Origin of the sequence: Mesorhizobium sp. M0410 (assembly GCF_040321435.1) — a bacterium.
GTDB lineage: Bacteria > Pseudomonadota > Alphaproteobacteria > Rhizobiales > Rhizobiaceae > Mesorhizobium.
On the sequence record NZ_JAMYRN010000010.1, the window covers coordinates 178,244 to 203,900 of the forward strand.

24 protein-coding genes and 1 pseudogene are annotated in these 25,657 nt (G+C 61.3%); 10 read left to right on the forward strand and 15 right to left on the reverse strand.

The window, feature by feature from the left end; translation table 11 throughout:
- From pdeM to NKI63_RS17275, 5 genes are all read right to left on the reverse strand, one after another.
- Positions 1 to 717, reverse strand: a complete 717-nt coding sequence (gene pdeM, locus NKI63_RS17255; RefSeq protein WP_352506163.1) for a ligase-associated DNA damage response endonuclease PdeM — start codon at positions 715 to 717, stop codon at positions 1 to 3.
- Positions 714 to 3,236 carry a ligase-associated DNA damage response DEXH box helicase gene (locus NKI63_RS17260; RefSeq protein WP_352702300.1) on the reverse strand — a complete coding sequence of 841 codons (2,523 nt, stop codon included), beginning with the start codon at positions 3,234 to 3,236 and terminating at the stop codon, positions 714 to 716. The genes pdeM and NKI63_RS17260 overlap by 4 nt, the downstream gene beginning before the upstream one ends.
- A gap of 67 nt (positions 3,237 to 3,303) precedes the next feature.
- Positions 3,304 to 4,215, reverse strand: coding sequence for a C40 family peptidase (locus tag NKI63_RS17265; RefSeq protein ID WP_502900481.1), 912 nt, complete (start codon positions 4,213 to 4,215; stop codon positions 3,304 to 3,306).
- Complete coding sequence (locus tag NKI63_RS17270) at positions 4,178 to 4,528, reverse strand: MarR family winged helix-turn-helix transcriptional regulator (protein ID WP_023676939.1); 351 nt, start codon at positions 4,526 to 4,528, stop codon at positions 4,178 to 4,180. The genes NKI63_RS17265 and NKI63_RS17270 overlap by 38 nt, the downstream gene beginning before the upstream one ends.
- A 69-nt stretch (positions 4,529 to 4,597) precedes the next feature.
- Positions 4,598 to 5,962: a leucyl aminopeptidase family protein gene (locus NKI63_RS17275; protein WP_352822494.1), complete on the reverse strand. Its 1,365-nt coding sequence runs from the start codon at positions 5,960 to 5,962 to the stop codon at positions 4,598 to 4,600.
- Between the two features lie 123 nt (positions 5,963 to 6,085).
- Between NKI63_RS17275 and NKI63_RS17280 the strand changes: the two genes are divergently transcribed.
- Complete coding sequence (locus tag NKI63_RS17280; RefSeq protein ID WP_254816398.1) at positions 6,086 to 6,907, forward strand: tetratricopeptide repeat protein; 822 nt, start codon at positions 6,086 to 6,088, stop codon at positions 6,905 to 6,907.
- A gap of 114 nt (positions 6,908 to 7,021) precedes the next feature.
- Here NKI63_RS17280 and NKI63_RS17285 read toward each other — a convergent pair whose 3' ends face one another.
- The 9 genes from NKI63_RS17285 to NKI63_RS17325 all read right to left on the reverse strand — a co-directional run bounded on the left by NKI63_RS17285 (position 7,022) and on the right by NKI63_RS17325 (position 16,085).
- Complete coding sequence (locus NKI63_RS17285) at positions 7,022 to 8,038, reverse strand: type II secretion system F family protein (protein WP_254816298.1); 1,017 nt, start codon at positions 8,036 to 8,038, stop codon at positions 7,022 to 7,024.
- A gap of 9 nt (positions 8,039 to 8,047) precedes the next feature.
- On the reverse strand, positions 8,048 to 9,061 hold the full coding sequence (locus tag NKI63_RS17290; protein ID WP_352506159.1) for a type II secretion system F family protein: 1,014 nt from the start codon (positions 9,059 to 9,061) through the stop codon (positions 8,048 to 8,050).
- 29 nt (positions 9,062 to 9,090) lie between these two features.
- Positions 9,091 to 10,596 (reverse strand): TadA family conjugal transfer-associated ATPase, encoded by a 1,506-nt coding sequence (locus tag NKI63_RS17295; RefSeq protein WP_352475953.1) that lies wholly within the window; start codon positions 10,594 to 10,596, stop codon positions 9,091 to 9,093.
- 29 nt (positions 10,597 to 10,625) lie between these two features.
- The gene (locus tag NKI63_RS17300) at positions 10,626 to 11,909 is read right to left on the reverse strand and encodes a CpaE/TadZ family protein (RefSeq protein ID WP_254816295.1); all 1,284 of its coding nucleotides are present in this window, start codon (positions 11,907 to 11,909) and stop codon (positions 10,626 to 10,628) included.
- Positions 11,910 to 11,964: 55 nt separating this feature from the next.
- The gene (locus NKI63_RS17305; RefSeq protein WP_352506158.1) at positions 11,965 to 12,699 is read right to left on the reverse strand and encodes a CpaD family pilus assembly protein; all 735 of its coding nucleotides are present in this window, start codon (positions 12,697 to 12,699) and stop codon (positions 11,965 to 11,967) included.
- 14 nt (positions 12,700 to 12,713) lie between these two features.
- Positions 12,714 to 14,243 carry a type II and III secretion system protein family protein gene (locus NKI63_RS17310; RefSeq protein ID WP_352506157.1) on the reverse strand — a complete coding sequence of 510 codons (1,530 nt, stop codon included), beginning with the start codon at positions 14,241 to 14,243 and terminating at the stop codon, positions 12,714 to 12,716.
- A complete protein-coding gene (cpaB, locus tag NKI63_RS17315; RefSeq protein ID WP_254816292.1) occupies positions 14,240 to 15,055 on the reverse strand; it encodes a Flp pilus assembly protein CpaB in 816 nt (271 codons plus the stop codon). Before cpaB ends, NKI63_RS17310 begins: the two co-directional genes overlap by 4 nt.
- A gap of 188 nt (positions 15,056 to 15,243) precedes the next feature.
- On the reverse strand, positions 15,244 to 15,762 hold the full coding sequence (locus NKI63_RS17320) for an A24 family peptidase (RefSeq protein ID WP_254816291.1): 519 nt from the start codon (positions 15,760 to 15,762) through the stop codon (positions 15,244 to 15,246).
- A 152-nt stretch (positions 15,763 to 15,914) separates the two neighbouring features.
- Complete coding sequence (locus NKI63_RS17325) at positions 15,915 to 16,085, reverse strand: Flp family type IVb pilin (protein ID WP_254816290.1); 171 nt, start codon at positions 16,083 to 16,085, stop codon at positions 15,915 to 15,917.
- 335 nt (positions 16,086 to 16,420) lie between these two features.
- Here NKI63_RS17325 and NKI63_RS17330 point away from each other — a divergent pair, with 335 nt between their 5' ends.
- The 3 genes from NKI63_RS17330 (at position 16,421) to NKI63_RS17340 (ending at position 18,207) form a co-directional block, all read left to right on the forward strand.
- Entirely contained in the window at positions 16,421 to 16,843 is a 423-nt protein-coding gene (locus tag NKI63_RS17330; protein ID WP_352506156.1) for a pilus assembly protein N-terminal domain-containing protein, read from the forward strand.
- 152 nt (positions 16,844 to 16,995) lie between these two features.
- On the forward strand, positions 16,996 to 17,556 hold the full coding sequence (locus tag NKI63_RS17335; RefSeq protein ID WP_352506155.1) for a TadE/TadG family type IV pilus assembly protein: 561 nt from the start codon (positions 16,996 to 16,998) through the stop codon (positions 17,554 to 17,556).
- 30 nt (positions 17,557 to 17,586) lie between these two features.
- Entirely contained in the window at positions 17,587 to 18,207 is a 621-nt protein-coding gene (locus NKI63_RS17340; protein WP_254816287.1) for a TadE/TadG family type IV pilus assembly protein, read from the forward strand.
- A gap of 102 nt (positions 18,208 to 18,309) precedes the next feature.
- On the opposite strand, the pseudogene NKI63_RS30745 reads toward NKI63_RS17340, so the two are convergent.
- Positions 18,310 to 18,438, reverse strand: a pseudogene (locus NKI63_RS30745) (phosphate/phosphite/phosphonate ABC transporter substrate-binding protein); the annotation flags it as partial.
- Positions 18,439 to 18,595: 157 nt separating this feature from the next.
- Between NKI63_RS30745 and NKI63_RS17345 the strand changes: the two are divergent.
- The 6 genes from NKI63_RS17345 (at position 18,596) to dnaN (ending at position 25,649) form a co-directional block, all read left to right on the forward strand.
- Positions 18,596 to 19,837: a phosphopentomutase gene (locus tag NKI63_RS17345; RefSeq protein ID WP_352506230.1), complete on the forward strand. Its 1,242-nt coding sequence runs from the start codon at positions 18,596 to 18,598 to the stop codon at positions 19,835 to 19,837.
- Positions 19,830 to 20,720, forward strand: coding sequence for a bifunctional DNA-formamidopyrimidine glycosylase/DNA-(apurinic or apyrimidinic site) lyase (mutM, locus tag NKI63_RS17350; RefSeq protein ID WP_352506154.1), 891 nt, complete (start codon positions 19,830 to 19,832; stop codon positions 20,718 to 20,720). Before NKI63_RS17345 ends, mutM begins: the two co-directional genes overlap by 8 nt.
- 24 nt (positions 20,721 to 20,744) lie before the next feature.
- Positions 20,745 to 21,518, forward strand: coding sequence for an enoyl-CoA hydratase (locus NKI63_RS17355; RefSeq protein WP_254816283.1), 774 nt, complete (start codon positions 20,745 to 20,747; stop codon positions 21,516 to 21,518).
- Positions 21,519 to 21,677: 159 nt separating this feature from the next.
- Positions 21,678 to 21,944, forward strand: coding sequence for a 30S ribosomal protein S20 (rpsT, locus tag NKI63_RS17360; protein ID WP_023676922.1), 267 nt, complete (start codon positions 21,678 to 21,680; stop codon positions 21,942 to 21,944).
- An 839-nt stretch (positions 21,945 to 22,783) separates the two neighbouring features.
- Complete coding sequence (dnaA, locus tag NKI63_RS17365; RefSeq protein WP_502894179.1) at positions 22,784 to 24,331, forward strand: chromosomal replication initiator protein DnaA; 1,548 nt, start codon at positions 22,784 to 22,786, stop codon at positions 24,329 to 24,331.
- A gap of 199 nt (positions 24,332 to 24,530) precedes the next feature.
- On the forward strand, positions 24,531 to 25,649 hold the full coding sequence (gene dnaN / locus NKI63_RS17370; protein ID WP_352822502.1) for a DNA polymerase III subunit beta: 1,119 nt from the start codon (positions 24,531 to 24,533) through the stop codon (positions 25,647 to 25,649).
- Positions 25,650 to 25,657: the final 8 nt, after the last annotated feature.

Consider the following 25,657-nt stretch of genomic DNA (forward strand, 5'->3'; position numbering starts at 1 on the left):
TCAGCCCGGCCTGAGCATCGCGTGGGAAATCGCGAAGATGCGTTCGGTGCCAAGCATGTAGGCCATCAGCGTTTCACGGCGGAACAGCCCGGCATAGGCGCGATCAAGCAGATTGAGCGAGCCGGTATAGGCGCCGAAGGCCGGCATGATCATGCGGCCGCCATCGCCGGCAAAGCAGCGCCGCCGCACCGAGCGGCCTTGCTGCACGATGCGGGCGCAAGGATGCAGATGGCCTGATATCTCGCCCTCCACCCTTACCGCCGAAGGCTCGTGCCGGAAGAGCAGAGAGCCGATGGCCAATTCGCGCACGGTCTCGCCGGGCAGGTCGGCCGGTGCTTCAGGATCATGATTGCCGGTGACCCAGAACCAGTCGCGCCCAACCATCAGGCCTTCCAGCCTTTCGCGAAAGCTTGCGTGCATGCGCGCAGCGCCGCCGCCATCGTGAAAACTGTCGCCCAGGCTGATGACGATCGAAGGTTGGTAGTCGGCGATTACCGCTTGCAAGCGGAGTAACGTGGCTCCGGTGTCGTAAGGGGGAACCAGCGTGCCGCGCCTGGCCAGCGAGGAGCCTTTTTCCAGATGCAGGTCGGACACGGCCAGAAGCCGGAATTCGGGAAAGTAGAGCACGCCGCGGCGGTCGCAGACCGCGCGTTCGCCGGCGATATCGACAGAACCCACCTCCGCCAGAGGTGCAGCCATGGCCAGCGCGACAGTCATTTCGTCCCCATGGCCTCCTCGACCAGCGTGGCTGCATCCATCAGCAGCGTGTCATCGGCCTCGCCGTGCACAGGCATTTTGCCGATCTCGAGCATGATCGGCACGGCGAGCGGCGATATCTGCTCGAGGTTCTTATGCATGATTCGGCCCTGGACGCGCGAGAGCATCTCGGCAAGTCTGCTGACATCCAGCAGACCGGTCGCGGCGTCGGCACGCGTCGCCTGCAGCAGGATATGGTCAGGCTCATGGCTGCGCAGCACGTCGTAGATGAGATCCGTCGACACGGTCACCTGGCGGCCGCTCTTCTCTTGGCCCGGGTGGCGTTTCTCGATTAATCCCGAGATCAGCGCGCAATTGCGAAAGGTGCGCTTCAACAACCAACTGCCGGCGAGCCAAGCTTCGAGGTCGTCGCCCAGCATGTCCTCATCGAAGAGCGCTGCCAGCGACGGTTTCTTCGCCCTGAACATCCGGCCCATATCGGCAAGCGACCATATGGCAAGCGCATAGTCTGTGGCGACGAAGCCGAGCGGCTTGGCTCCCGCCCTGTCGAGGCGGCGGGTGAGCAGCATGCCGAGCGTCTGGTGCGCCAGCCTGCCCTCGAACGGATAGGCCACCAGATAGTAGCGGTTGCCGCGCGGAAAAGTCTCGATCAGCAGATCGTCGCGTTTCGGCAGCACCGACTTGTCGGCCTGGAAACGAAGCCAGTCGGCGACCTGCTCCGGCAGCTTCTTCCAGCGCTGCGGATCGTCCAGCATGGCGCGGACCTGTTCGGCCAGGTACGTCGAAAGCGGGAATTTGCCACCGCCGTAATACGGGACCTTGGCGTCGCTGCCGGGTGCATTCGAGACAAAGCACTCATTCTCGCGGATACCTTCGAAGCGCAGCACCTTGCCGGCGAACATGAAGGTGTCGCCATGCGTCAGCGTTTCGAGGAACGCCTCCTCGATCTTGCCCAGAACCCGGCCGCCACGCGAAGCCGCGCCTCTGCTGCCGGCCTGGACGTAGCGGACGTTGAGCGCCGGCACTTCGATGATGGTGCCGACATTGAGCCGGTATTGCTGGGCGACGCGAGGATTTGAGACCCGCCACAGCCCGTCCTTGTTCAACCGGATGCGGGCATAGCGCTCGTAGTTCTTCAGCGCATAGCCGCCAGTGGCGACGAAATCGATGACGCGATCGAATGTCGGCCGATCGAGATTGGCGTAGGGTGCTGCCGTCCGCACTTCCCCAAACAGCGCATCGGCATGGAACGGCGCACCGCAGGCACAGCCCAGCACGTGCTGCGCCAGCACGTCGAGCCCGCCATTGACCAGCGGCGGCGTATCCTGGGCACCGAGATAATTGGCATCGAGCGCCGCCCTGCATTCCAGCACCTCGAAGCGGTTGGCCGGAATCAGGATCGCCTTGGACGGCTCGTCCATACGGTGGTTGGCGCGGCCGATGCGCTGCGCCAGCCGGCTGGCACCTTTCGGCGCGCCGACATGGACGACCAGGTCGACATCGCCCCAGTCGATGCCGAGGTCGAGCGTCGAGGTGGCGACGATCGCACGCAAGGCATTCTCGCCCATCGCCTTTTCGACGCGCCGGCGCTGGGCGACATCGAGCGAACCGTGATGCAGCGCGATCGGCAAGGTGTCCTCGTTGACCCGCCACAACTCCTGGAACAGCAGCTCCGCCTGGCTGCGTGTGTTGACGAACAGCAGGGTTGTCTTGTGGCGCTTGATCTCGTTGTAGATCTCCGGCGTTGCATAGCGGGCCGAATGTCCCGCCCACGGCACGCGCTCCTCCGAATCGAGAATGGAGATGTCGGGCTTGGCGCCGCCGGTGACGACGATCAGGTCGGCCATCGGCCCTGGTGGATTCTGGCTGACCAGCCACCGCCGCAATTCGTCGGGCTCGGCGACCGTCGCCGACAGGCCTATCGTCTGGAGGGCCGGCACAAACGAGCGCAGCCGGGCCAGCCCGAGCGACAGGAGATGCCCGCGCTTCGAGGTCACCAGCGAATGCAATTCGTCGAGCACGACATAGCGCAGGTCCTCGAAGAAGCGCCTGGCATCGGGCGCGGCAATCAGCAGGGCCAATTGCTCGGGCGTGGTCAGGAGAATGTCGGGCGGCGCCAGCTTCTGCCGCTGGCGCTTGTGTGCGGGCGTGTCACCGGTGCGCGTCTCGACGGTGACCGGCAGCCCGATTTCTGCGACGGGTTTGCCGAGATTGCGCTCGATGTCGACGGCCAGCGCCTTCAGCGGCGAGATGTAGAGTGTATGGATGCCTCGATGCGCCTGCCCCGGCCTTATCCTCGGTCGGCCGGCCAGTTCGGTCAGCGATGGCAAGAACCCGGCCAGCGTCTTGCCGGCGCCGGTCGGGGCGATCAGCAATACCGACTGCCCGTCCTGGGCTTTGGCCAGCAAATCGATCTGGTGAGCGCGCGGCGACCAGCCCTTTTCCGCAAACCATTTGACGAATGGCTCGGGCAGGACGACGGCGGCATTCTGTTGGGCAAGGCGCGGCTGCTCTGTCACGTGCCAGAGGTAGCGCGGCGACGCGCAATCGCCAAGCAGAATCAGAACAAAAGGTGATCGATTCGCGTTATGGCCGGCGAAACCCGGTCGGGCCGCCATAGAGATAACCGATACGGGCGACCGCCTCCCTCATTCCTTCGCGCGACACCAGCATGGTGTGGCCGTTGGCGTGGATCATGGTCTCCGGATCCGTCATGATCGCGACGTGGCCTTTCCAGAAGACCAGGTCGCCGCGCCGCAACCCGGCAAAATCCGGCCCGGGATCGAGCGGTTCGCCGACGGTCGTCGCCTGCATGTCGGTGTCGCGCAGCACTTGCCTGCCAGCCATGTGCATTGCAAGTTGCACGAGACCGGAACAATCGATGCCGAATCCGGAGACGCCACCCCACAGGTAGGGCGTGCCGAGAAACGACTCGGCGACCGCGACGTAGTCGGGGGCAAACTCGGCGACAGGCCTGAGATGACCCGAGATGACCGCCTGGCCGGACGGCAGCAGAGCATAATGCGTGCCGCGCGTTTCCGCTGAGCCCGTCACCGCCACCAATGACCCCATCGAGAGCTCCCCGCTCACCGGGAACCGCAAATCCGGTCCCGGATACAGGAAAGTGCGCGGCACCGAGACAACATGCGTGGCCGCATGATCCCGACCGCCCAGCACAGTGTCGGCGACATAGCCGACGTAGCCGTCGCGCTCGGCCTGTATCCAGGCCCAGCCCCCAACGTCCTCGAAGACGAGGACGTCTTCGCCGAACAGAAGCTGGGTATCGACGCCGGCGTCCGGCCGCGGCGCCCTGCGGATGTCAGCGACGGAGGCTGATATGCGAGCCGGCCGGCCGGCGACGAAACGGTCGGCGGAAACCTCGCCTTTCAGCCTGGCGTCGGCGAGATCGGAGCGGAAGGCATGGAGGCGGGCATCCCTGGCGGTCAAATCGGCAACTCGTTCAAATGGGCAACTCTTGGGCTCTGGCAATGATAACATCGCCAAAGCGCTCGACAAAGAGCGCGCCTTCTACTGTGCGCCTGACCAGCACGTTGCGCTTGTCGAGCTCGTCGCGGTGGCGCGACACCAGTTTCAGCGCCCCCATCGTATCGAGCGCACGGGTGATCACCGGCTTGGTGACGTTGAGGCGGGCGGCTAACCCCCGCACCGTGTGTGGCGGTGGATCGAGATAGATGGTGAACAGGATCGCCGTCTGGCGCATGGTGAGATCGGGCGCGTCGTCACGCACCTCGGATAACACCACCTGTTGCCATAGTCGCAAGGCCTGGCTTGGACGCATGATAATCGACATCCGTCCAGCATGACTGAAAATTGTTTCGGTTCCGTTTCAGTCAATACCTTCGTCGGCTATGCCCGAGAATCAACCGTAGCGGTTCGAAATGGCCTGCTCCAGCGCCCGGATGCCTTGCGCTTCGCCACCGGCAAGACCGTGCGGGCGGTCGGACGGGTTCCAGGCGTAGATGCCGACATGCGCCCAGCCGGCGGTCTTTTCCACGAAGCGCTTCAGGAAAAGCGCCGCGGTGATCGAGCCGGCGAAACCGTCTGACGTGACATTGTTGATGTCGGCCACCTTCGACGCCAGCTTGGCGTCATAGGGCTTCCACAACGGCATGCGCCATAACGGATCCTCGACCGCAACGGAGGCGTCCGCCAGCTCGGATGCAAGCGCCTCGTCACCGGTGTAGAACGGCGGCAGGTCGGGACCGAGCGCAACACGGGCAGCGCCTGTCAGCGTCGCCATATCGACCAGCATCTGCGGCTCTTCGTCATCGGCCAAGGCCAAGGCATCGGCGAGTACCAGCCGTCCTTCGGCGTCGGTGTTGCCGATTTCGACGGTGATGCCCTTGCGGCTCACCAGCACGTCGCCTGGCCGGAAGGCGTTGCCGGCTATCGAATTCTCGACAGCCGGGATGAGCACGCGTAGCCGGACCTTCAGCCCGGTGGCCATAATCATGGAAGCGAGGCCCAGCACGTTGGCAGCGCCGCCCATGTCCTTCTTCATCAAAAGCATGCCCGAGGACGGCTTGATGTCGAGACCGCCTGTATCGAAGCAGACGCCCTTGCCGACCAGCGTTATCCTGGGGGCATTGTTCGGCCCCCAAATCATGTCGATCAGGCGCGGCGCGTCGGCAGATGCCCGACCGACGGCGTGGATCATCGGAAAGTTGGCGGTAAGAAGATCGTCGCCTTTGGTCACCGATATTTCGGCCTTGTGCGTCGCGGCCAAGGTCCGGGCGGCTTTTTCCAGCTGGCCGGGGCCCATATCGCTGGTCGGCGTGTTGACCAGATCGCGCGCCAGGAAAATGCCATTGGCGATGCGGCGGATGCGGGCAGCGTCGGTGCCTGCCGGCAGCGCGAAGCGAAGGCTCTTGCCTGGCTTCTTGCCGTAGCGGGTGAAGACATAGCCGCCGAGCGCCACGGCGAGTGCCGTAAGCTCCGGCTTGGCGGGTGCCGACGCAAAACGCCAGTCGCCCGCGGGCAAGGCTCTCGCCAGTGCGCCGACGGCCAGTGCGCCCTCGTCATCACCGGTGCCGAACAGGGCTCCGGCAATCGCGCCGTTGTCGCCAGGCACGATCAGCGTCCTGCCAGCTTCGCCGGAGAAGCCGTTGGCCTTGGCCCAGGCGACCGAGGATGGCGCAAGGCCCGCTGCCGCCAGAGCATCCTTCGCCACCAGATGGACCGGCAGCGCATTGCTCAATTCTTTCTCGACGAGTTCGACAGGCATTCGCTGGTCTCCGGGTTTTCCGAGTCGGCGTTTCTTAACTCTCCGTTAGGGTTAACAGAATATTTCTGCGGGAGGGAAGATGACCACGCAAATGGTCACGCGATGAACGGAGCCTTGGTGCCGATGCTGACCAACCGCAGGATGAACGCCAGCGCAAACAGGCTGATCAGCACGGCGTTGATGATGGCGCTTGCCGCAGGCGTCGCTGGCTGCGGAACCAGCAAATTGACGACTGGTTCGATTTCTCGTCCAAGCGGCAGGCCGCTGGAAACAATGTCGGCGGGCGAACTGCACAACGCTACGATGGCGCTCGGCCAGTCCTATGCGAAAAACCCCAGCGACAAGCGCATCGCCACAAATTATGCCGCGGCGCTGCAGATGGACGGCGACGCAGACCAATCGCTTGCGGTGATGCGCAAGCTGGCGATCGCCTTGCCGAAGGACCGCGACGTGCTCGCCGCCTATGGCAAGGCACTTGCCGCCAACGGACAGTTCGAACCGGCTCTCGATGCCGTGCGCCGCGCGCAGACCCCTGAATATCCTGATTGGAAACTGGTGTCGGCGGAAGCTGCTATTCTCGACCAGCTGGGCCAGAAGGATGAGGCGCGCCAAGGCTATCGCAAGGCGCTTGACCTCAGGCCGAACGAACCGTCGATCCTTTCCAATCTCGGCATGTCGTACGTGCTGGAAGGCGATTTGCGCACGGCCGAAACCTATATGCGCTCGGCCGCCCAGCAGCCGAATGCAGATAGCCGCGTTCGCCAGAACCTGGCGCTGGTCGTCGGTCTGCAAGGCCGTTTCGACGAGGCCGAGAAGATCGCCTCGCAAGAGCTGTCGCCGGATCAGGCGCAGGCTAACGTCGCTTACCTTCGCCAGATGCTGGCGCAGCAGAATGCCTGGAGCCAGCTCAAGGACCAGGACAAGGCAAAGCCTGCCACCAACTGACCGCTTCGACCGCCGAACCGGCGCGCGAATTCCGCAACATGTCTAACGCAAAGAGCCGCGCTGCACCGGCAGCGTGGCTGAATCGTATCAGCGTTTCTGGCAACGCCGCTGGTGCTACTCGCTGCTGGATTTCGGCTGGTCGCCGAAGATGCCGCGCTGGCTCACCTGGATGCCGGCGGGACCAAGAATGATGGCGAACAGTACCGGCAGGAAGAACAGGATCATCGGCACGGTGAGCTTCGGCGGCAGCGCGGCCGCCTTCTTCTCGGCGGCATTCATGCGCATGTCGCGGCTCTCACTGGCAAGCACCCGCAACGCATGCGCCACGGGCGTGCCGTAGCGCTCGGCCTGAACCAGCGCCTGGGACACCGACCTGACGGATTCCAGGCCAGTTCGGCTTGCAAGGTTCTCGTAGGCTTGCTTGCGCTCCTGCAGATAGGAAAGCTCGGCGTTGGTCAGGATGAATTCTTCCGCCAATGCCACAGATTGCGCGCCGATCTCATCGGCGACCTTGCGAAGCGCCGCTTCCACCGACATGCCGGACTCGACGCATATCAGCATCAGGTCGAGCGCGTCCGGCCACGCCATCTGAATCGACTGCTTGCGCTTGGTAGCGCGGTTGTTGACGTAGAGCACCGGCGCGTAGAACCCCGCATAGGCAACCACGATGCACACGAACAGCTTCACGAAAAACGGCTGCTCGGGCAATCCGCCGAGCACGAACAGATACATCGCCGCCAATGCAAAGCCGATGAAGGGCAGGACGAGACGGAAGAAAAGGAAGCGCGTCAGCGGATTTTGCCCGCGAAAACCCGCCACTTTCAATTTCTGCAAGGTACCTTCATCCGCCAGCGCACGCCTGAGATCCAGGCGATCGACAATATTGCGCATGCCGACCGACTGTTCTTCGCGCAGGCCCTTGCGGCGGCGGTCGGCTTCGATTGCCAGCCGCGCCCGCTGCTTGGCGCGCAGCTCATCGCGCTCCAGCGCCACGGATTTCATGCGCGCCTTGAGCTGGTTCCCGCCAAAGGCGGGCAGCAGCGTGAAGACGGTCGCAAACACCGCTATTCCGACCAGCAGTGCGATCAGCAGGGACGGATCGGTGAGAGTTCTGACGACGTGATCGGTCATACGCGAGTCCTAGACTTCGAAATTCATCATCTTGCGCATTACCAGGACGCCTATCGACATCCACACGCCGGAACAACCGAGGATCAGATTGCCGGTGCTGGTGGTGAATAGGGGCATGATGTAGTTCGGGCTCGTCAAATAGACGAGACAGGCGACGACGAAAGGCAACGCGCCGATAATCACGGCGGATGCCTTGGCTTCCATGGACAACGCCTGGACCTTGGCTTTCATTTTCTTGCGATCGCGAAGCACGCGCGAAAGATTGCCCAGCGCTTCGGAAAGATTGCCCCCGGCCTGAGACTGGATCTGGATGACGATGCCGAAGAAGCTCGCCTCGGTGCACGGCATCGTTTCTGGCATGCGCATGGCCGCGTCGGGGATCGACAAACCCATTTGCTGCGAATCGACGATGCGGCGGAACTCGGTCTTGACCGGCTCCGGGGATTCGTTGGCGATCAGGCGCACGGCATCGTTCAGCGGCAGGCCGGATTTTACCGCACGCACAATGATATCGAGCGCGTTCGGAAATTCGTTGAGGAACGCCTTGACGCGCCGCCCGCGGCGAAACGAGACGAACCAGCGTGGCAGACCCAAGACGCCGACCAGCAGCGCAGCCGGCAAGACCAGCAGCGGTGCGCCGATGAAATATATAAGAGCCGTCAAGACGACGCCGCAGGCCGCCGAGTAGACATAAAAGCGCTCAAGCGAGATCTTCATGCCGGCCTGACGGATTTGGATCTTCAGCGGTGGTTTTTTGACCAGGCTCTGATTGGACTTTTGCTTTTGATCGAGATCCTTCAGCGAATCCTGGACGGACTTGCGACGCTTGGCCGCTTCCGCGACGCGATCGCGCGAAGCCTTGACGACGGAACGATCCGTCTCGGCGGTCTTGATCGATTCAAGCCGCTTACCGACCTGCTTCTCGGTGCTGATCCGGTTGAACAGGAAAGCATAGGCCACAGCGCCGGCGCTGAAGCCGGCGAGCACGACGAATGCCAATACGGTGCCGTCAATTCCGAACATCGATCCTGGCCCCCACGGTTCCGGACGGATCAGTCAGCGCGCTTCTCCATTGCCTCGAGCGCAACGGCGAGGCGCTGCTCCTCGCCGTAATAGCGGGCACGCTCCCAGAAATGCGGACGGCCGATGCCGGTCGACACGTGCTCGCCCAGCAACCTGCCGTTCGCGTCCTCGCCCTTGATGTTATAGAGAACGATGTCCTGGGTGATGATGACGTCGCCCTCCATGCCGATCACCTCGGTGATGTGGGTGATGCGCCGCGATCCGTCGCGCAGGCGTGCAGCCTGTATGATCACGTCGACGGAGCCGACGATGATTTCGCGCACGGTTTTTTGCGGCAGCGTGTAGCCGCCCATGGCGATCATCGACTCTATACGGTTGAGGCATTCGCGCGGGCTGTTCGAATGGATCGTGCCCATCGAGCCGTCATGGCCAGTGTTCATCGCCTGCAGCAGGTCGAACACTTCGGGTCCGCGCACTTCGCCGACGATAATGCGTTCGGGCCGCATGCGCAGACAGTTCTTGACCAGGTCGCGCATGGTCACTTCGCCCTCGCCTTCGAGGTTGGGCGGGCGGGTTTCGAGACGCACCACATGCGGCTGCTGCAATTGCAGCTCAGCCGAGTCCTCGCAGGTGATGACGCGTTCCTCGCGGTCGATATAGTTGGTCAGGCAATTGAGCAGCGTCGTCTTGCCCGAGCCGGTACCGCCCGAGATGACGATGTTGCAACGGACACGGCCGATGATCTTGAGAATCTCGGCCCCTTGCGGCGAAATCGAGCCGAACTTGACCAACTGATCGAGCGTCAGCTTGTCCTTCTTGAACTTGCGGATGGTAAGTGCGGTGCCGTCAATAGCCAAGGGCGGTGCGATGACGTTGACACGCGAGCCATCAGGAAGACGCGCATCGCAGATCGGGCTTGATTCATCGACGCGGCGGCCGACCTGGCTGACGATACGCTGGCAGATGTTGAGGAGCTGCTGGTTATCACGGAACCGGATGCCGGTCTGCTCGACCTTGCCGTTGACTTCGATGTAGACGTTCTTGGAGCCGTTGACCATGATGTCGGCAATATCGTCGCGCGCAAGCAGTGGCTCCAGCGGCCCGTAGCCCAAAACGTCGTTGCAGATGTCCTCGAGAAGCTCTTCCTGCTCGGCGATGGACATCGCGAAATTCTTGATCGCGATGATGTCGTTGACGATGTCGCGGATTTCCTCGCGCGCGCTTTCGGGATCGAGCTTGGCCAGCTGCGACAGGTCGATCGTGTCGATCAGTGCGGCGAAGACCTGGCTTTTGGTGTCGTAGTAGGTTTCGCTCTTTTGGCGCTGGATAGTTTTCGGCTCCGGCGCCAATGGCGGCGGCTCGACTGCACGGCGAACCTGCGCTGCAGGCGCGCCGGACGGCGGCAGCGTCGCGGGTCTGGCAGCTATAGCCGCTTCCATGGGGTTCGCGGCAGCCGGCGCAGCAGCTGCGGGTGCGGGCTGACGGAATTCCGGGATGGTCCGGTTGCCGTCATCGCTGCCTCTTTTACCAAACATGATCGCTTACCAATTCCACCGCTGAGGCATCACTTCTTGTTGCGCGAAAGCTTGCCTATCAGGTTGCCGAGGCCAGCCTTTTTCTTCACCTTGATTTCGCTGCGCCCTGTCAGCACATGGGCGATCTCGTTGATCGTGGCGACGACCGGACTCTTGGCATCCATTTCACCAAGCATACGTCCGTTATTGGCAGCATTTCCGAACAAAAGCGGCTCGAACGGGATGACTGACATCGGCGAAAGGCCGAGGGATTCGGAGAAGTCGGACGGCGTAATCTCGGGACGCTTCGGCACACCGGCCTGGTTGATCACAAGCTTTGGCGCAGGATCGTTCGGACGAAGCCGCTTCAGCATGTCGACCAGGTTCTTCGTGTTGCGCAGATTGGCCAGTTCGGGCGTCGCCGTGATGACGATCTCATCGGCCTTGACCAGCGTGTTCTTGGTCCAGCCCGCCCACAAGTGGGGAACATCGAGCACGAGGAGCGGCGCGCTACGCTGGGCTATGTCGATAAGCTGGGTGAAAGCGTCGGGATCGAAATCGTAGACCCGCTCCAGGGTCGAAGGGGCCGCAAGCAGCGACAGGTGCTCGGCGCATTGGGCGAGCAGTCGGTCGAGATAGACCTCGTCGACGCGTTCCGGCGAGAAGACCGCCTCGGCAATGCCTTGGGCCGGGTCCTGGTCGAAGTTGATATTGGCCGTTCCGAAGGCGAGGTCGAGATCGGCGACAACCACTTCGGATTTGAAAAGGGACGACATGGCCCAGGCCACATTATGGGCTATGGTCGAGGAGCCGACGCCGCCCTTGGCGCCGATGAACGCAATCGAGCGGCCGATCGGCTCAGCTTCCGGATCAACGAAGATCGAAGACACCACGCTGACGATGTCGGCCATCGATACGGGCGCGATGACATATTCGGAGATGCCCGAACGAATGAGTTCGCGATACAGGCCGACATCGTTGTAGTGGCCGACAACCACCACCTTGGAGGTCGGGTCACAATGCTCGGAGAGCTGGGCGAGTTGTTCAAGCAACAGCTTCGGCTCGCTGCGGGATTCAAGCAGGATCAGGTTCGGTGTCGGCGCCGACTGATAGAATTCGATAGCGGTGGGGATGCCCCCCATATGCACCTTCAGATGGGCCTTGGCCATGCGGCGATCCTCGCCGGCGCGCTCGACCGGATTGGCTACGCCTTCGGTCTCGCAAAATGCCTGGATCGAAATGCGCGGGATCGGCCGCAACGCCTGCATCGCGGCAATATCCTGCTCCGAGGTTTCGCCGCCCGGTACCTCTGTGTCATAGGCAAGATTGCTCATTGTCATCACTTTCCGTGACTTGCGCGGCTTAGAGTTTGTTGAGCCTCAACACTCGTTAATAATCGACTTCCGAATTGCCGAGGAATTCGTCCGAAATACCCCTGTCACGATAGACGTCGATCACCGCGCCGCGATTTTCCGCGTCGATCGGCGACGGTTTGCGTGGCCCGATCAGATCGGACGGATTGGCCATCTGGGCAGCCAGGTTGTTCTGATACGAACAGCCGAAATCGGCATAGTGCTTGTTTTCCGAAGTCTGCAGCAGGTCTTCGGGCCAGCGCCCGCATTTATCCGTCTGAGCCTTCACCGAGACATAGGCAACGCGGACCGGTGCGGACGCTTCGGCTGAAACAGACTGATAGGACCGCATGGCGATCCGCTTCCGGCTGATGCCGCTGGCTATGGCGAGCCTGGCGAAATCGCGGCCGGCCGCGGCCGCTGCGATTTCGTTAGCTGAGCCGCTCGGAATCTCGATCGTCAGCACCGGAGCCGCGCTCCTGTCGTATCCGTTGAGAAAGCCCAGGAGCGTGTCACGCTGGGATCTGGTCATGCCACGGTCGCCGGCGCCGACCGGAAGGTCGATCTTCTGGACCTTCTCGGCGATGACGATAGGATGGGTGGTGCGATAGTCGTCCGGTATGGCACCGACCGTGACGCTGTCGCGATTGGCGCAGCCGGCCAGTGATGCCGCTACCGCGATCGCTATGATCGGAACGGCCGGCCGCCAGATCCGCGAATGAACGGACTGTATCGCGGTGACCGCCCTTGCCTTCGATACTGCCTGAGACATGTCGACTTCCCCGCTTACTTGTAGATAAAGCCGACAACGCCGTGATAGCGGCCGTTGGGCTTGTCGGTCTGCATGGTGCCGTAGACGCGGTTGACGCGGCCAAGGAACATGCCGGCGCCATCGCTGGCTGCGTTGAAATTGTCATCCGGCTTGGCAAGATCGTTGCGCGCCACCGGCTTCACCAGATAGGGCGTGATGATGATGACGAGTTCGGTCTCGTTGCGGACGAAATCCCTGCTGCGGAACAGCGTGCCTAGCACCGGTATTTTGGTCAGGCCGGGCAGCCCGGCAACCGCCTGCCTGATGTCGTCGCGGACAAGGCCCGCGATCATCATGGAACCGCCGGAGGGCAATTCCACCGTGGTGTCGGCCAGGCGTTTGCGGATCGACAGCAAAGTGGTGCCGGGTAAGTCGCCGGCTCCTTCCAGGACTGCGGCGCCTTCGGTCGTAGGTTCCGAAACCGACGTCCTCACTTTAAGGCTGATGCGGCCCGCCGAGAGCACGACCGGCTGGAATTCGAGCCCAATTCCATATTCAAGGCGTTCGTGCTCGTAGGTAATCTGGCCAGTTTGATTGTCGTTTGAAACGTTGCTTGTTCGGCCGGTGATGATATTGAATTCGCCGCCGACCTTGAAGGTCGCCTTCTCGCCGGAAACGGCGGTGAGAGTCGGCTCGGCCAGCGTCTTCATGACACCGCTTTGCTCCATGGCGTTTATGTACGCTTGAAGAGTTGAGCTGCCGATCGCCGCCCCCGAATATTGCGACAGTGGCTTTCCCAATCCGTATGCAGGCGTGGTGAGAGCGCTCCAACTGATGCCGTTGCTGCTGCCGTTGCCGACCATGTTGACGCCGAGCTGCTTCATCACCGTGCGGCTGACCTCGGCAACCGTCACCTTCAGCGTCACCTGGTCGTCGCCGATAATCTGCAGCAGGTTGATGATCTGGCTGACGCGGCGCTCGGCATCCGGGTTGTCGATGGCGACGCCGGCTTCGGCCGAACCGCCGGCAGCGGTCTGCGAATATTGACCCGTGGTAGCCTCGCCGCCGGACACGAAGATGTTTGCCAGATCAGCCGCGCGCTTGGCGTCAAGAGGAGTGTCGACGGTTCCGGTCAGAACGACGTTGTCGTTCAGCAACTCGACCTTGACCTCCGATGACGGGATGAAGCGCTTGATATAGTCCTCCAGCCCGGCAACATCGCGTTCGACCGCTAGGTCAAGGCTGACGATCTGCTCGCCATTCGGGCCAAAGACGAAGATGTTGGTCTCGCCGACCGCCTTTCCGAACAGATAGATGCGGCGGGCAGTGCGGGTCACTGCGTCGGCTACAGCGGGGTTGGCGACGAGAATATCATAGGCATCGCTCGGCAGGTCGATGACCACCGATTTATTGAGTCCGAGTTTGACCCGCTGGGTGGCGGTCGAAGCCGTGACCCTAGCATTGCCCGCCGCACTGGCATCGAGGATGCCATATGCATTCGTTCCAACGAGAAACAGGCCGATCGCCGCAGCCAGGGTGAGCGGCAGTTTGGTTTTTAGCCTCATTTCCTTGCCCCCACCTCGGAAACTTCGCCCGACTTGATCAACCGCACGGTGCCGCGCCGGCCATTGCCGGAAACCAGGTAGTCGGCCTCGCCCACATTCTTGTCCTGGCTGTCCTTGATCGAGCGCAGCGCCAGTGTCAGGCGATCCGCCATCTGCTGTGCGACGGTGATGATCTCGGACTGCTGCGGCGTCAGCTCCAGGGTGGCGGTCTGGCCGACTCTGGTCTTCTTGCCTTCCTCATCCTCCTGGATGGTCTGGTCGATCGCCAGGACACGAATGTTTTTGAGGATAGTTTCGGTCGTGAAGCCCGGACCACCGCCATTGGCGGCATCGGTTCTACGGGTCATGATGACGTCGACGAAATCGTTTGGAAGAATGAAGCCACCGGCCGAGGTGTCGGCCGAAATGCTTGTGGCGACAGCCCGCATGCCGGAGGGCAGGATCGACGACATGAAGCTTTGCCCTTCACCGATCAGCTTCGAGCGGCGCAGCGGCTCGCCGGCATAGAGCGCCACGCGGGCGACGGCGCCCTTCAGCTTGTCCAGCGCTTCAGGCTCGGCAGCGCGGGTGATGAAATTTGCGTTGATGCCGGCGGACGGCCATGACTCCCAGGAAATGTTGTTTTCAAGCGGACTGCCCATCGGAACGTCGCCGGAAAGAACAAGCACATCCTGCAGCGCGATCGCCGGCGCCTGAGGACCGGAATCGACAACCGGAGGCGGCGGAGCCACAACCATGTTCTTCGCGACATAGCCTGCACCACCGGCCGCGGCTATCGCCACGCCTAGAATAATTAATCGGGATGCTGGCATCTGTCCGAACCTCGCCTTGGCAAACCACTAGCCAAGCCGGACTTTGCAGCGGCAATCGTCAAAACAAGGTTAATGTTATACTTACGATCGTGATTAATTTAAGGTTTACATAAATTAGAGCGACAACTCTGGCCCGAAGGAAAACGGGGCCAATTCGCCTGCTCGGCGCCAACGGCGGAAAGCGAAATTCAGCCCGCCAGCCTGGTAAGCGCCCAGGCCATCAACGGTGAGTCGGAATAGGTGAGCAGACCGCCAATGCCAAGCGCAATGCCGTACGGAACGCCGGTCGCCTCATCGGCGAAATGGCGCAGGAACCGATTGTGGCTTGTGACGGCGGCAAGCAGCGATTTTCGATAGGCGATGATGGCAAGGGTCAGCAGACCGCCGATGAACGTCGAGGTGACGAGATACTCGACGAGATGGATGTTCAGTCCCATCCATACGGCAGTGGCGGCCAAGAGCTTGGCGTCACCGCCGCCCATGCCGCCAAGCGCGAACAGGCCGAATGTCACTACAAGAACCAGGCCGCCGGCGGCGAAGTGCCCGCCATAAGTGGCCCAGTCCATGCCGGTCAAGGGCGCAACCAAGGCAAAGACAACGACGAGCAGCACAGGCACGCGATTGGCGATCGTCATCGACAGCATGTCGGAGATCGCGGCAAAAAGCATGCAGAATGGAAAGACGACGAAGATCACGGCTTCAAGCATGGGCGTGGCGCCTGTGGTCAAACTGTACCCGGTCCCAGCCTAGGTATGTTCGATTAACGATTGATGAGGTCTAAAGTTCAAAATCATGCGTAGGACTAAATAAGGGCCGCCAGTGCGGCGGCCCTTATTGGGAAGCAACGGAATGTTGTTGCTTACGAAGCGTTGACCTTGGTGGCAATCTTGTCAAACTTGGCGTTCAGCGCGGTGCCGAGCGAGGTGGCGCCGACCATGATGGCGAGCGCGATGAGAGCGGCGATCAGACCGTATTCGATAGCGGTCGCGCCGGATTCGTCCTTCACAAAACGTGCGATGAGGTTAGACATTTGAGCTCCTACTCCAATTGTTACAGCACTTCCGTCAACTTCTCTTGGTGGCTGATCGGATACTGCGAATCTAAGGAGAAGCTGTTTCAATCGGCTTAATAAACAGGCTTACCGATTCCTTTCCCGCTTCGATGGCATTGCGTGGTTAACCCAGAACTAAAATCCCCGCCGCTAGGACCCCGGGCCGACAAAAGGCGCAAAAGGCGCAATTCGGCAAAGACGTTCCAGCCGTGCCGGCTAGGCCCAATGCCGGTTCCTGTGAACTCCAGCCGCTTAACGGTTGGTTCACCAATCTCGTTCATGTTCCGTTGAACAGTTTGCCAGGGGGCGCCTCAATGGCCGGGCCGAGATCATCATTTCCAGTTGCCGTGCTTTGTGCCGCAGCGGCTTTCGCCTTTCCAGCCAAGGCCGGCGTCGGCATCGAGGTGACGATGAACCAGGCAAAGATCATCAAATTGTCGCGCGCCGCCGATACGATTGTCGTCGGCAATCCGGCGATCGCCGACGCCTCCGTGCAGGACGCATCGACGATCGTACTGACCGGCAAGGGATTTGGCGTCACCAATCTTGTCGTCCTCGATCAGGAGGGCAACCCGATCGTCGATGAGCAAATAACCGTCGTGCGGCAGGCGGCGGCGTCGGTCCGCATCTATCGACGCGCCGAAGTGCAGACGATGTCCTGCGCGCCATATTGCGAAAGCTCGTATAAGAGCGATGCCGAAAAGGCCTCTGAAGCCGAGATGAGCGCCGGGCATTAGCTAGCCGACGTCTCCGTCTTTGGCGAGAACGTGCTTCGGTTATGGCCGGGTTAAGGCCTTCCCGTTGAATTTAACGGTCATTCCAACCGGACTTCAATCGGTTCCGACTAAGGGTGGGACCGATACAGAAGCGGCATCGGCGGGCAGAGGACATGAGCAAGGCTGGACGAGCAGGTTCTCCAAGACGGTTTTTAGGCGACCGCCGCGGAAGCACGGCGATCGAATTCGCCATGCTTGCAATTCCTTTCGCACTTCTTGTATTCGCCATACTGGAGAGCTGCATTTCTTTTGCCGCACAGGAAGTGATGGCAAACGCCACAGACGACATCGCGCGTCAGTTGCGTACCGGCCAGCTAAGACCGGCCGATGTGTCCGGGACCAAGCTGCGGGACAAGATCTGCGCCAAGCTGGAGATCATGGTCGCCAAGACCTGTCCCGGACTGCTGGTGGATTTGCGCGAGTATCCGACCTTCGCCGATGCGGCGCTGGCCGGTTTCAAGATCCAGGATGGCGACGTCGTGCTGACCAAGGGCACGAGCACACAGACCTTCACCGTCGCACCTGGCCTGGCGGAGTCGAGAAACATGCTGCGGGTTTTTTACAAATGGCCGGTGATGACCGACTTTATGGCCAAATCGATGGCCAACCTGAAGGACGGCAAAACGCTGCATTTTGCCTCGATCACTTGGCAGAACGAGCCGTTCGACAACTGAGCCACCTAGTCGCTTGAAAAGGGCAAAGCCATGATTCGTGCGGGGGCACAGTTGGGCATCGCAGGGATTTGTACAAGAGCAGTCCGGCTTTGCTCGGACCGCCGCGGTATTGCGGCCGTCGAGTTTGCCCTCATCGTGCCTGTCCTGTTGATCATGTACTTTATGACAATGGAGGCCTCGCAAGCCATCGAGACCAGCAAGAAGGTCAGCCGCATCGGCAGCATGGTAGCGGACCTCGTCACACAGCAGCAGACCATCAAGGCGGCCGATGTCGATGCCATCATGGCGATCGGCAGTTCCACGCTCCAGCCCTACAACCGCTCGAAACCGAAGATCATTATCACGGCGATACAGGTGACGAACGAGACGACGCCGAAAGTCCTGGTCGTGTGGTCGCGCAAACTGGTGGATGGCGTCTCTAGCCTCGACGCGGTCAAGGATTCCACCACAACGGTCCCGAGCGCGCTCAAGATCAAAGGCACTTTCCTCATTCGGGTCGAGAGCGATCTCGCCTACAAGCCAATCATCACCTGGTCGGCGGACGGCCAAAGCCGGTTCGGGTTGAGCTCGGTCTTCAATTCGATATCGATGGCGGAAACTTATTATCTGCGGCCGCGCAGGAGCCCGACCATTCCGTGCAGTGATTGCTGACGCCTGAAGCCCGCTAACCGGTCTTTTGCTATTGGTTGCAACCGCGGGCCGAGACTAGACGCACGATGGCTGCAGCCAGCACATAGTCCCTCGGACCGGCAACGGTTCGGCGACGATACCGATACGGAACGTTCCGATAACATAGCGCCAATCGGCGCGCGCCAGGTTTGCGCAAGACGCATCTAGCAGCAAAGCCAGTACGGCGGCGAATGCTGTCAGGGCAAGCCTCATGCGAGCTCCGCGCCGCGCATTTCCATCCGCAGATCGACCATGCCGCGATTCGTCTCTCCGGGACCAGCATGCCAACCGTGCTGTTTGGGTTTCCGAATTGCCAATGGCGACGCGGAACCCTATGTCTGAGCCAACACAGGCAATGATGAACCTTTCGATGGCACGCGCCTTCCTTTTTGTCCTCGACTCCTTCGGCATCGGCGGCGCGGCCGATGCCGAACGCTATGGCGACACCGGCTCCAACACGTTCGCACACATCGCGCGGGCCTGCGCGGAAGGCCGCGCCGATCGCGAAGGCCTGCGTGACGGGCCCCTTCTTGTACCAAACATGCTCTCGCTCGGCCTCGGCCAGGCCGCGGCAACGGCGACGGGTTTCAGGTTCGAGAATGCCGGCAGTGCGCCGCTTGCCGCCGCCTTTCACGGCGCGGCCCAAGAGGTTTCGAGCGGCAAGGACACGCCATCGGGCCATTGGGAAATAGCCGGCCTGCCGGTCCGTTTCGACTGGGGTTACTTCCCGGACACGATTCCGGCCTTTCCGGCCGAGTTGACCGAAGCAATGGTGCGTGAAGGGAAGGTGCCTGGCATCCTCGGCAATTGCCATGCTCCGGGCACCGAAATCATCGAACGGTTCGGCGAAGACCATATCCGTACCGACAAGCCGATCTGCTACACCTCGATCGACTCCGTCCTGCAGATCGCCGTGCATGAGGTTCATTTCGGCCTGGAACGGCTTTACGAGTTCTGCAAGGTGGTGCGCAGGCTCGTCGATCCGCTTAATATCGGCCGCGTCATAGCACGGCCGTTCATCGGTGAAACCGCCGCCACGTTCGAGCGAACGCATAATCGTCGCGACTATGCCGTACCGCCGCCGGAACCGACGCTGCTCGACCGGCTGACGGCGCGCGGCAGCCGGGTTATCGCGGTCGGCAAGATCGGCGACATTTTCGCCCATCGGGGCATCTCGGAAGTCCGCAAGGCTGCCGGCAACATGGCGATGTTCGACAAAGCGCTTGGCGCCATGGAAGACGCCCGCGACGGCGACCTCGTCTTCGCGAACTTTGTCGATTTCGACACCGAGTTCGGGCATCGGCGCGACGTTGCGGGGTATGCCGCCGCACTCGAAGCTTTCGACCGGCGCCTGCCCGAGGCATTCGCACGGCTGAGGTCAGGCGATCTGCTCATTTTGACCGCCGATCACGGCAACGATCCGACGTGGCGCGGCACCGACCACACGCGCGAGCGGATTCCGGTTATCGGGACACAGCCGGGTTTCAAAGGCGCAGACATCGGACTGAGGATGACATTTGCCGACATCGGCGAAACCGTGGCCGAACATCTCGGGCTGGCGCGCGGCCCTTACGGCACCTCCTTCCATGCGATGATAGGCGGCCATGCCTGAGCTGCCGGAGGTGGAGACGGTCAGGCGCGGTCTGCAGCCGGCCCTTGAAGGTGCCCGCATTGTCGGTGTCGAGGCACGCCGGCCGGATTTGCGGTTTCCGTTCCCCGCGAAATTTTCGGAGCGGCTGACCGGCAAGACGATTGCGGCGCTCGGCCGCCGTGCCAAATATCTGACAATGCACATGGACAACGGCCCGGTTCTGATCTGCCATCTCGGCATGTCGGGTTCGTTTCGCATCGAAACGGCCGACGAGAGCGCAACGCCCGGCGCGTTCCACCACGAACGTTCGAAAAACACTGCTCACGATCACGTCGTCTTCGACATCGCATCCCCTGCCGGCGTCCGCTCTCGCGTGATCTTCAACGACCCGCGCCGCTTCGGGTTCATGCTGTTTTCGGAAGGCGAGCCCGACATGCATCCGATGCTGGCCGGATTAGGCGTCGAGCCTACAGGCAACGCACTGGACGGCACGCTGCTCGCTTCGTTGCTGAAAGGTCGCAAGTCACCGCTGAAAGCGGCACTTCTGGACCAGAGGCTAATTGCCGGGCTAGGCAATATCTACGTCTCGGAAGCGCTTTGGCGGGCCGGCCTGTCGCCGCTGCGCGAAGCGGGCACCCTCGCGAGAGCCGGCAAGAAAGCCAAAGAGCAGAGCGAACGCCTGGCCGAAGCTATCCGCTCGGTCGTCACCGATGCGATCGCCGCCGGCGGCTCGTCGTTGCGCGACTATATGCAGACCGATGGATCGCTGGGCTACTTCCAGCATTCCTTCGCGGTTTACGATCGCGAGGGCGAAGCCTGCTCCAAGCCTGGTTGTGGCGGCCACATCGAGCGTATCGTGCAAAGCGGTCGTTCGACTTTCCACTGCCGGGCCTGTCAGGCTTAAACCAGAAGCGAGGAGGAGCAAAGCATGGGCTATGAAACCATCATCGTCGAAACCCGCGGCAAGGTCGGGCTGATTACGCTGAACCGGCCGCAGGCGCTCAACGCGCTGAATTCACAAGTGCTGGCGGAACTGGTCGCCTCGGTGAACAGCATGGGCGCCAATGCCGACATTGGCGCCATGGTCATCACTGGTTCGGAGAAGGCTTTCGCGGCAGGTGCCGATATCAAGGAAATGCAGTCGATCTCCTACGTGGATGCTTATGTGCAGGATTTCTTCGTCGGCTGGGAAGAATTTACGCGGGCACGAAAGCCGATCATCGCGGCGGTGGCGGGCTATGCGCTGGGGGGCGGCTGCGAACTGGCGATGATGTGCGACTTCATCATCGCCGCCGACACCGCCAAGTTTGGCCAACCCGAGATCACGCTGGGCGTCATGCCCGGCATGGGCGGATCGCAGCGCCTGACCCGCTTTGTCGGCAAGTCGAAGGCGATGGATATGTGCCTGACGGGGCGAATGATGGACGCAGCCGAGGCCGAGCGTTCCGGCCTTGTCTCGCGCGTCGTGCCAGCCGGCGAGTTGATCGAGGAAGCGCTTAAGGCAGCAGCGAAGATCGCCGATTTTTCCTTACCGTCGGTGATGATGGCGAAGGAGGCCGTCAACCGCGCCTATGAGACGACGCTCACCGAGGGTCTACGGTTCGAGCGCCGGCTGTTTCATTCGCTGTTTGCGCTGGATGACCAGAAGGAAGGCATGGCGGCCTTCACCGGCAAGCGGAAGCCGAATTTCACGAACCGATGAGATGACGAGGCACCGGTCAAAAAGAAAACACTGCAGCGTTGACGTGCCGGAAAAGCTGAACTATAAGCCGCAACAACCGAGGCGGCCCTGTGGCTGCCCGTTTGTTTTTTGCGCCCCGCGGTATCCCGCAAGCGCCCACCAGATCAGAAGAGAGGCACCATGGCCAATACCTCCTCGGCCAAAAAGGCAACGCGCAAGATCGCCCGTCGCGCAGCGATCAACAAGAACCGCCGCTCCCGCGTCCGAACCTACATCCGCCAGGTCGAAGAGGCGCTCGCGGCTGGCGACAAGGCGGCCGCACAGGCTGCCTTCAAGGTGGCCGAGCCGGAACTGATGCGCGCCGCGACCAAGGGCGTGGTGCACAAGAACACGGCATCGCGCAAGGTGTCGCGGTTGGCCCAACGGGTCAAGGTGCTGTCAGCCTGATATATCCATTCTTGAACTGCGCTACTTCAAACCCGGCCAATCGCGCCGGGTTTTTTCGTTTGCCGGCAAGTACTTAAAAGAAAGCCCGCAAAATGGCGCTCCGCGAGCATTTCAAAGTTCGAAATGCTTTGCCGGCATATACATGCCTGCTCATATTCGGAGCCTCCGAAACCGCCAATACGAAAATTTCCGAGCGTCACGGATTACCGTTTCCTTTCAGAAGCTTACCGATGGTGATCCACAGCTTGTTCACATCAGCTGCGGCTGATAGGCGACAATTGGCTGTCAAGTGAATTATTTCAGAAAATTTCGCGTTGTGTGGCCTTTTTCATATTCGCCGGAAAAGGGTTTGAATCACAATGGCTTTGTCAAAATCAACTATTGCAGCATGGCGTTCGAAACGTCCCTTGCTAGTCAGATTCCTTAAAAATCCGTTAGGGGTGGCCTTGCCCTATCCACAGCGATTTCGGTAATGTCTGTCCATCGAAGGGATGGGCCCTTGGCCCTTGACCAGCCTGAAACCGGCCAGCTCAAATTGGCAGAGTTTACAGCGCGGCTTCAACTCCGCGGACGGGGTTGGTTTGTCTTTTCGATACGGTAGGGGACTGGCGTAATTGTACATGGCAGGTCGACGGTGCGCCGGCGGTTGTTCGCCGGACGGCATTTTGTTGCCCTGACATGACCAAAGCGGATCGGCTCTTCGGCGCCGGACCGACAACGAGGCGATTCATCAGCCGGCGGCGGCGATGGTGTCGCAGCGAAGACACGGTCGCCGGAAACATGGATGCAGGAGGCGCATCCCCGGCGGAAAACAGGTACAAGAGACAAGGAACTCGATCATGCAGAGCGGCGGCATCGAAAGGGAGCTTACAGGCGACCTCCCATTTCCTGGAACGTTAGTCGGAAGGAACGACATGGCGGCTTCCAATGAAGCTGAACAGAAGTTCGATCGGGTCAAGGCCCAGTTGAAGGCGCGTCTGGGAACCGAGGTCTATTCGAGCTGGTTCGGGCGCATGAAGGTCGCTGAATCCTCTAAGGGCATTGTCCGCATCTCAGTGCCAACCGCATTCCTGCGTTCATGGATCAACGGCCACTATCTCGATCTCATCACCGAATTGTGGAAGCACGAGGATCCGGAGATCCTCAAGATCGAGATCGTGGTTCGCACCGCCACACGACAGGGCCGCAACAGCGTTGAGCCAGAAGTGGCGCCGGCGCGCAAGATGACCAGGCAGACGCAAACCGCGCTCTCTGCGGGCACGGCGAGCCCCAGCAGGGTCGAACGGGTCCCGGCACCCCGCCCGGGGATGCCGGCAGAAACCGAGTTCCGGCACAATGTTCTCGGTTCGCCACTCGATCCACGCTACACTTTCACCTCCTTCATCGAAGGACCATCGAACCGAGTGGCTTTTGCCGCCGCCAAGGCGGTCGCGGAATCGCAGTCGAGCGCGGTGCGTTTTAATCCGCTCTTTCTTCACGCAACGGTCGGACTGGGCAAGACGCATCTGTTGCAGGCGATCGCCGCAGAATCGCTGAAGCAGAATCCGAAATCGCGGGTCGTCTATCTGACGGCTGAGTATTTCATGTGGCGGTTCGCCACCGCGATCCGCGACAACAACGCACTGACGTTGAAAGAACAGCTGCGCGATATCGACCTCCTCATCATCGACGACATGCAGTTCCTGCAGGGCAAGTCGATCCAGCACGAATTCTGCCATTTGATCAACATGCTGCTCGACAGCGCCAAGCAGGTGGTGGTCGCTGCCGACCGGCCGCCGTCCGAATTGGAGTCGCTGGAGCCACGCGTCCGCTCGCGCCTCAACGGCGGCGTCGCGCTGGAAATGTCGGCCCCGGATTTCGCCATGCGTATTGGTATGCTCAAGCTCAGGCTTGCCACCGCCAAGCTCGACGATGCGTCGCTGGATATTTCCGAAGAGATACTCAACCACGTCGCCCGCACGGTGACCGGCAGCGGGCGCGAGCTCGAAGGCGCCTTCAACCAGCTTTTGTTTCGCCAATCCTTCGAACCGCAGATCACCATCGACCGCATCGATGAGATCCTTGGCCACATCTATCGTTCGGGCGAACCGAAGCGGGTGCGTATCGAGGACATCCAGCGCATCGTCGCGCGCCACTACAACGTGTCGAAGACCGAACTGCTGTCCAACCGGCGCACACGCACCATCGTCAAGCCGCGGCAGGTCGCTATGTATCTGTCGAAGGTGTTGACGCCGCGCTCGCTGCCGGAGATCGGGCGGCGTTTCGGCGGCCGCGACCATACGACCGTGCTGCATGCGGTGCGCAAGATCGAGGATCTTTCCGGTGCCGACAACACACTGGCGCAGGAACTCGAATTGCTGAGAAGGCTGATCAACGACCAGGCCTGATGGCCCGAAAAACGCCGGCTCGCGGACTTCGGCCTTTTTATGCCTAGAAAGCCCGCGCAGCCGGTCCGAACCGGTGGCGCGGGCTTGCGTTTGCCGGGTTTTTCCTGTCAGTTTACGCAGATTCTGAGCCTGTTCAGACCTTTCGCGGGGCACCGCTTGCCGGAGACCCGTTCATTCATTCAAGCGAGCCTGTTTCGTCATGCGTGTTATCCTGGAACGGTCAAAGCTCCTGAAGTCTCTCAACCATGTTCACCGCGTGGTCGAGCGGCGCAACACCATTCCGATCCTGTCGAACGTGCTGCTCAGCGCCGAGGGGGCCAGCCTTGAAATGAAGGCGACCGACCTCGACCTGGAGGTGACCGAAGCGACGCCGGCAAAGGTCGAGCGCGGCGGGGCGACAACGGTCCCGGCGCATCTGCTCTACGACATCGTGCGCAAGCTTGCCGACGGCGCGGAGGTGGCGCTGAAGACCGACGAAGACGGCAACGCCATGACGGTGACGTCGGGGCGCTCGAGCTTCCGCCTGCAGTGCCTGCCGCAGTCCGACTTTCCCGAACTTTCAGCCGGGTCGTTCTCGCATATTTTCCGGCTCGATTCCGTCGGACTAAAGGGCCTCATCGAAAAGACCCAGTTCGCCATCTCGACCGAGGAGACGCGCTATTATCTGAACGGCATTTATCTGCACACGCACGAGGCCGGCGGCAAGCTGAAACTGCGCTCTGTCGCGACCGACGGCCACCGGCTGGCGCGCGCCGAGATCGATGCGCCGGCAGGCTCTGAGGGCATGCCTGGCGTCATCATCCCGCGAAAGACGGTCAGCGAGTTGCAAAAGCTGGTCGACGATCCCGATGTTGCAGTCACCACCGAGTTGTCCGACACCAAGATTCGTTTCACCATCGGCAGCGTTATCTTGACCTCCAAGCTGATCGACGGCACTTTCCCGGACTACCAGCGCGTCATTCCGACCGGCAACGACAAGAAGCTGATTATCGATCGCCAGAGTTTCGCCGCTGCCGTCGATCGCGTTTCGACCATTTCGTCCGAACGCGGCCGGGCGGTGAAGCTTTCGATCGCCGAAGGACAGGTCACGCTTGCGGTCAACAACCCGGATTCGGGCAGTGCCACCGAGGAACTGGCGGCCGACTATTCGTCTGATCCGATCGAGATCGGCTTCAACGCCAAATACCTGCTCGACGTTGCCGCGCAACTGACCGGCACGGAGGCGAAGTTCATGCTGGCGGATGCCGGTTCCCCGACGCTGATCCACGATATGGCCGACGAGACCGCGCTCTACGTGCTGATGCCGATGCGGGTGTAGGGCCCGAA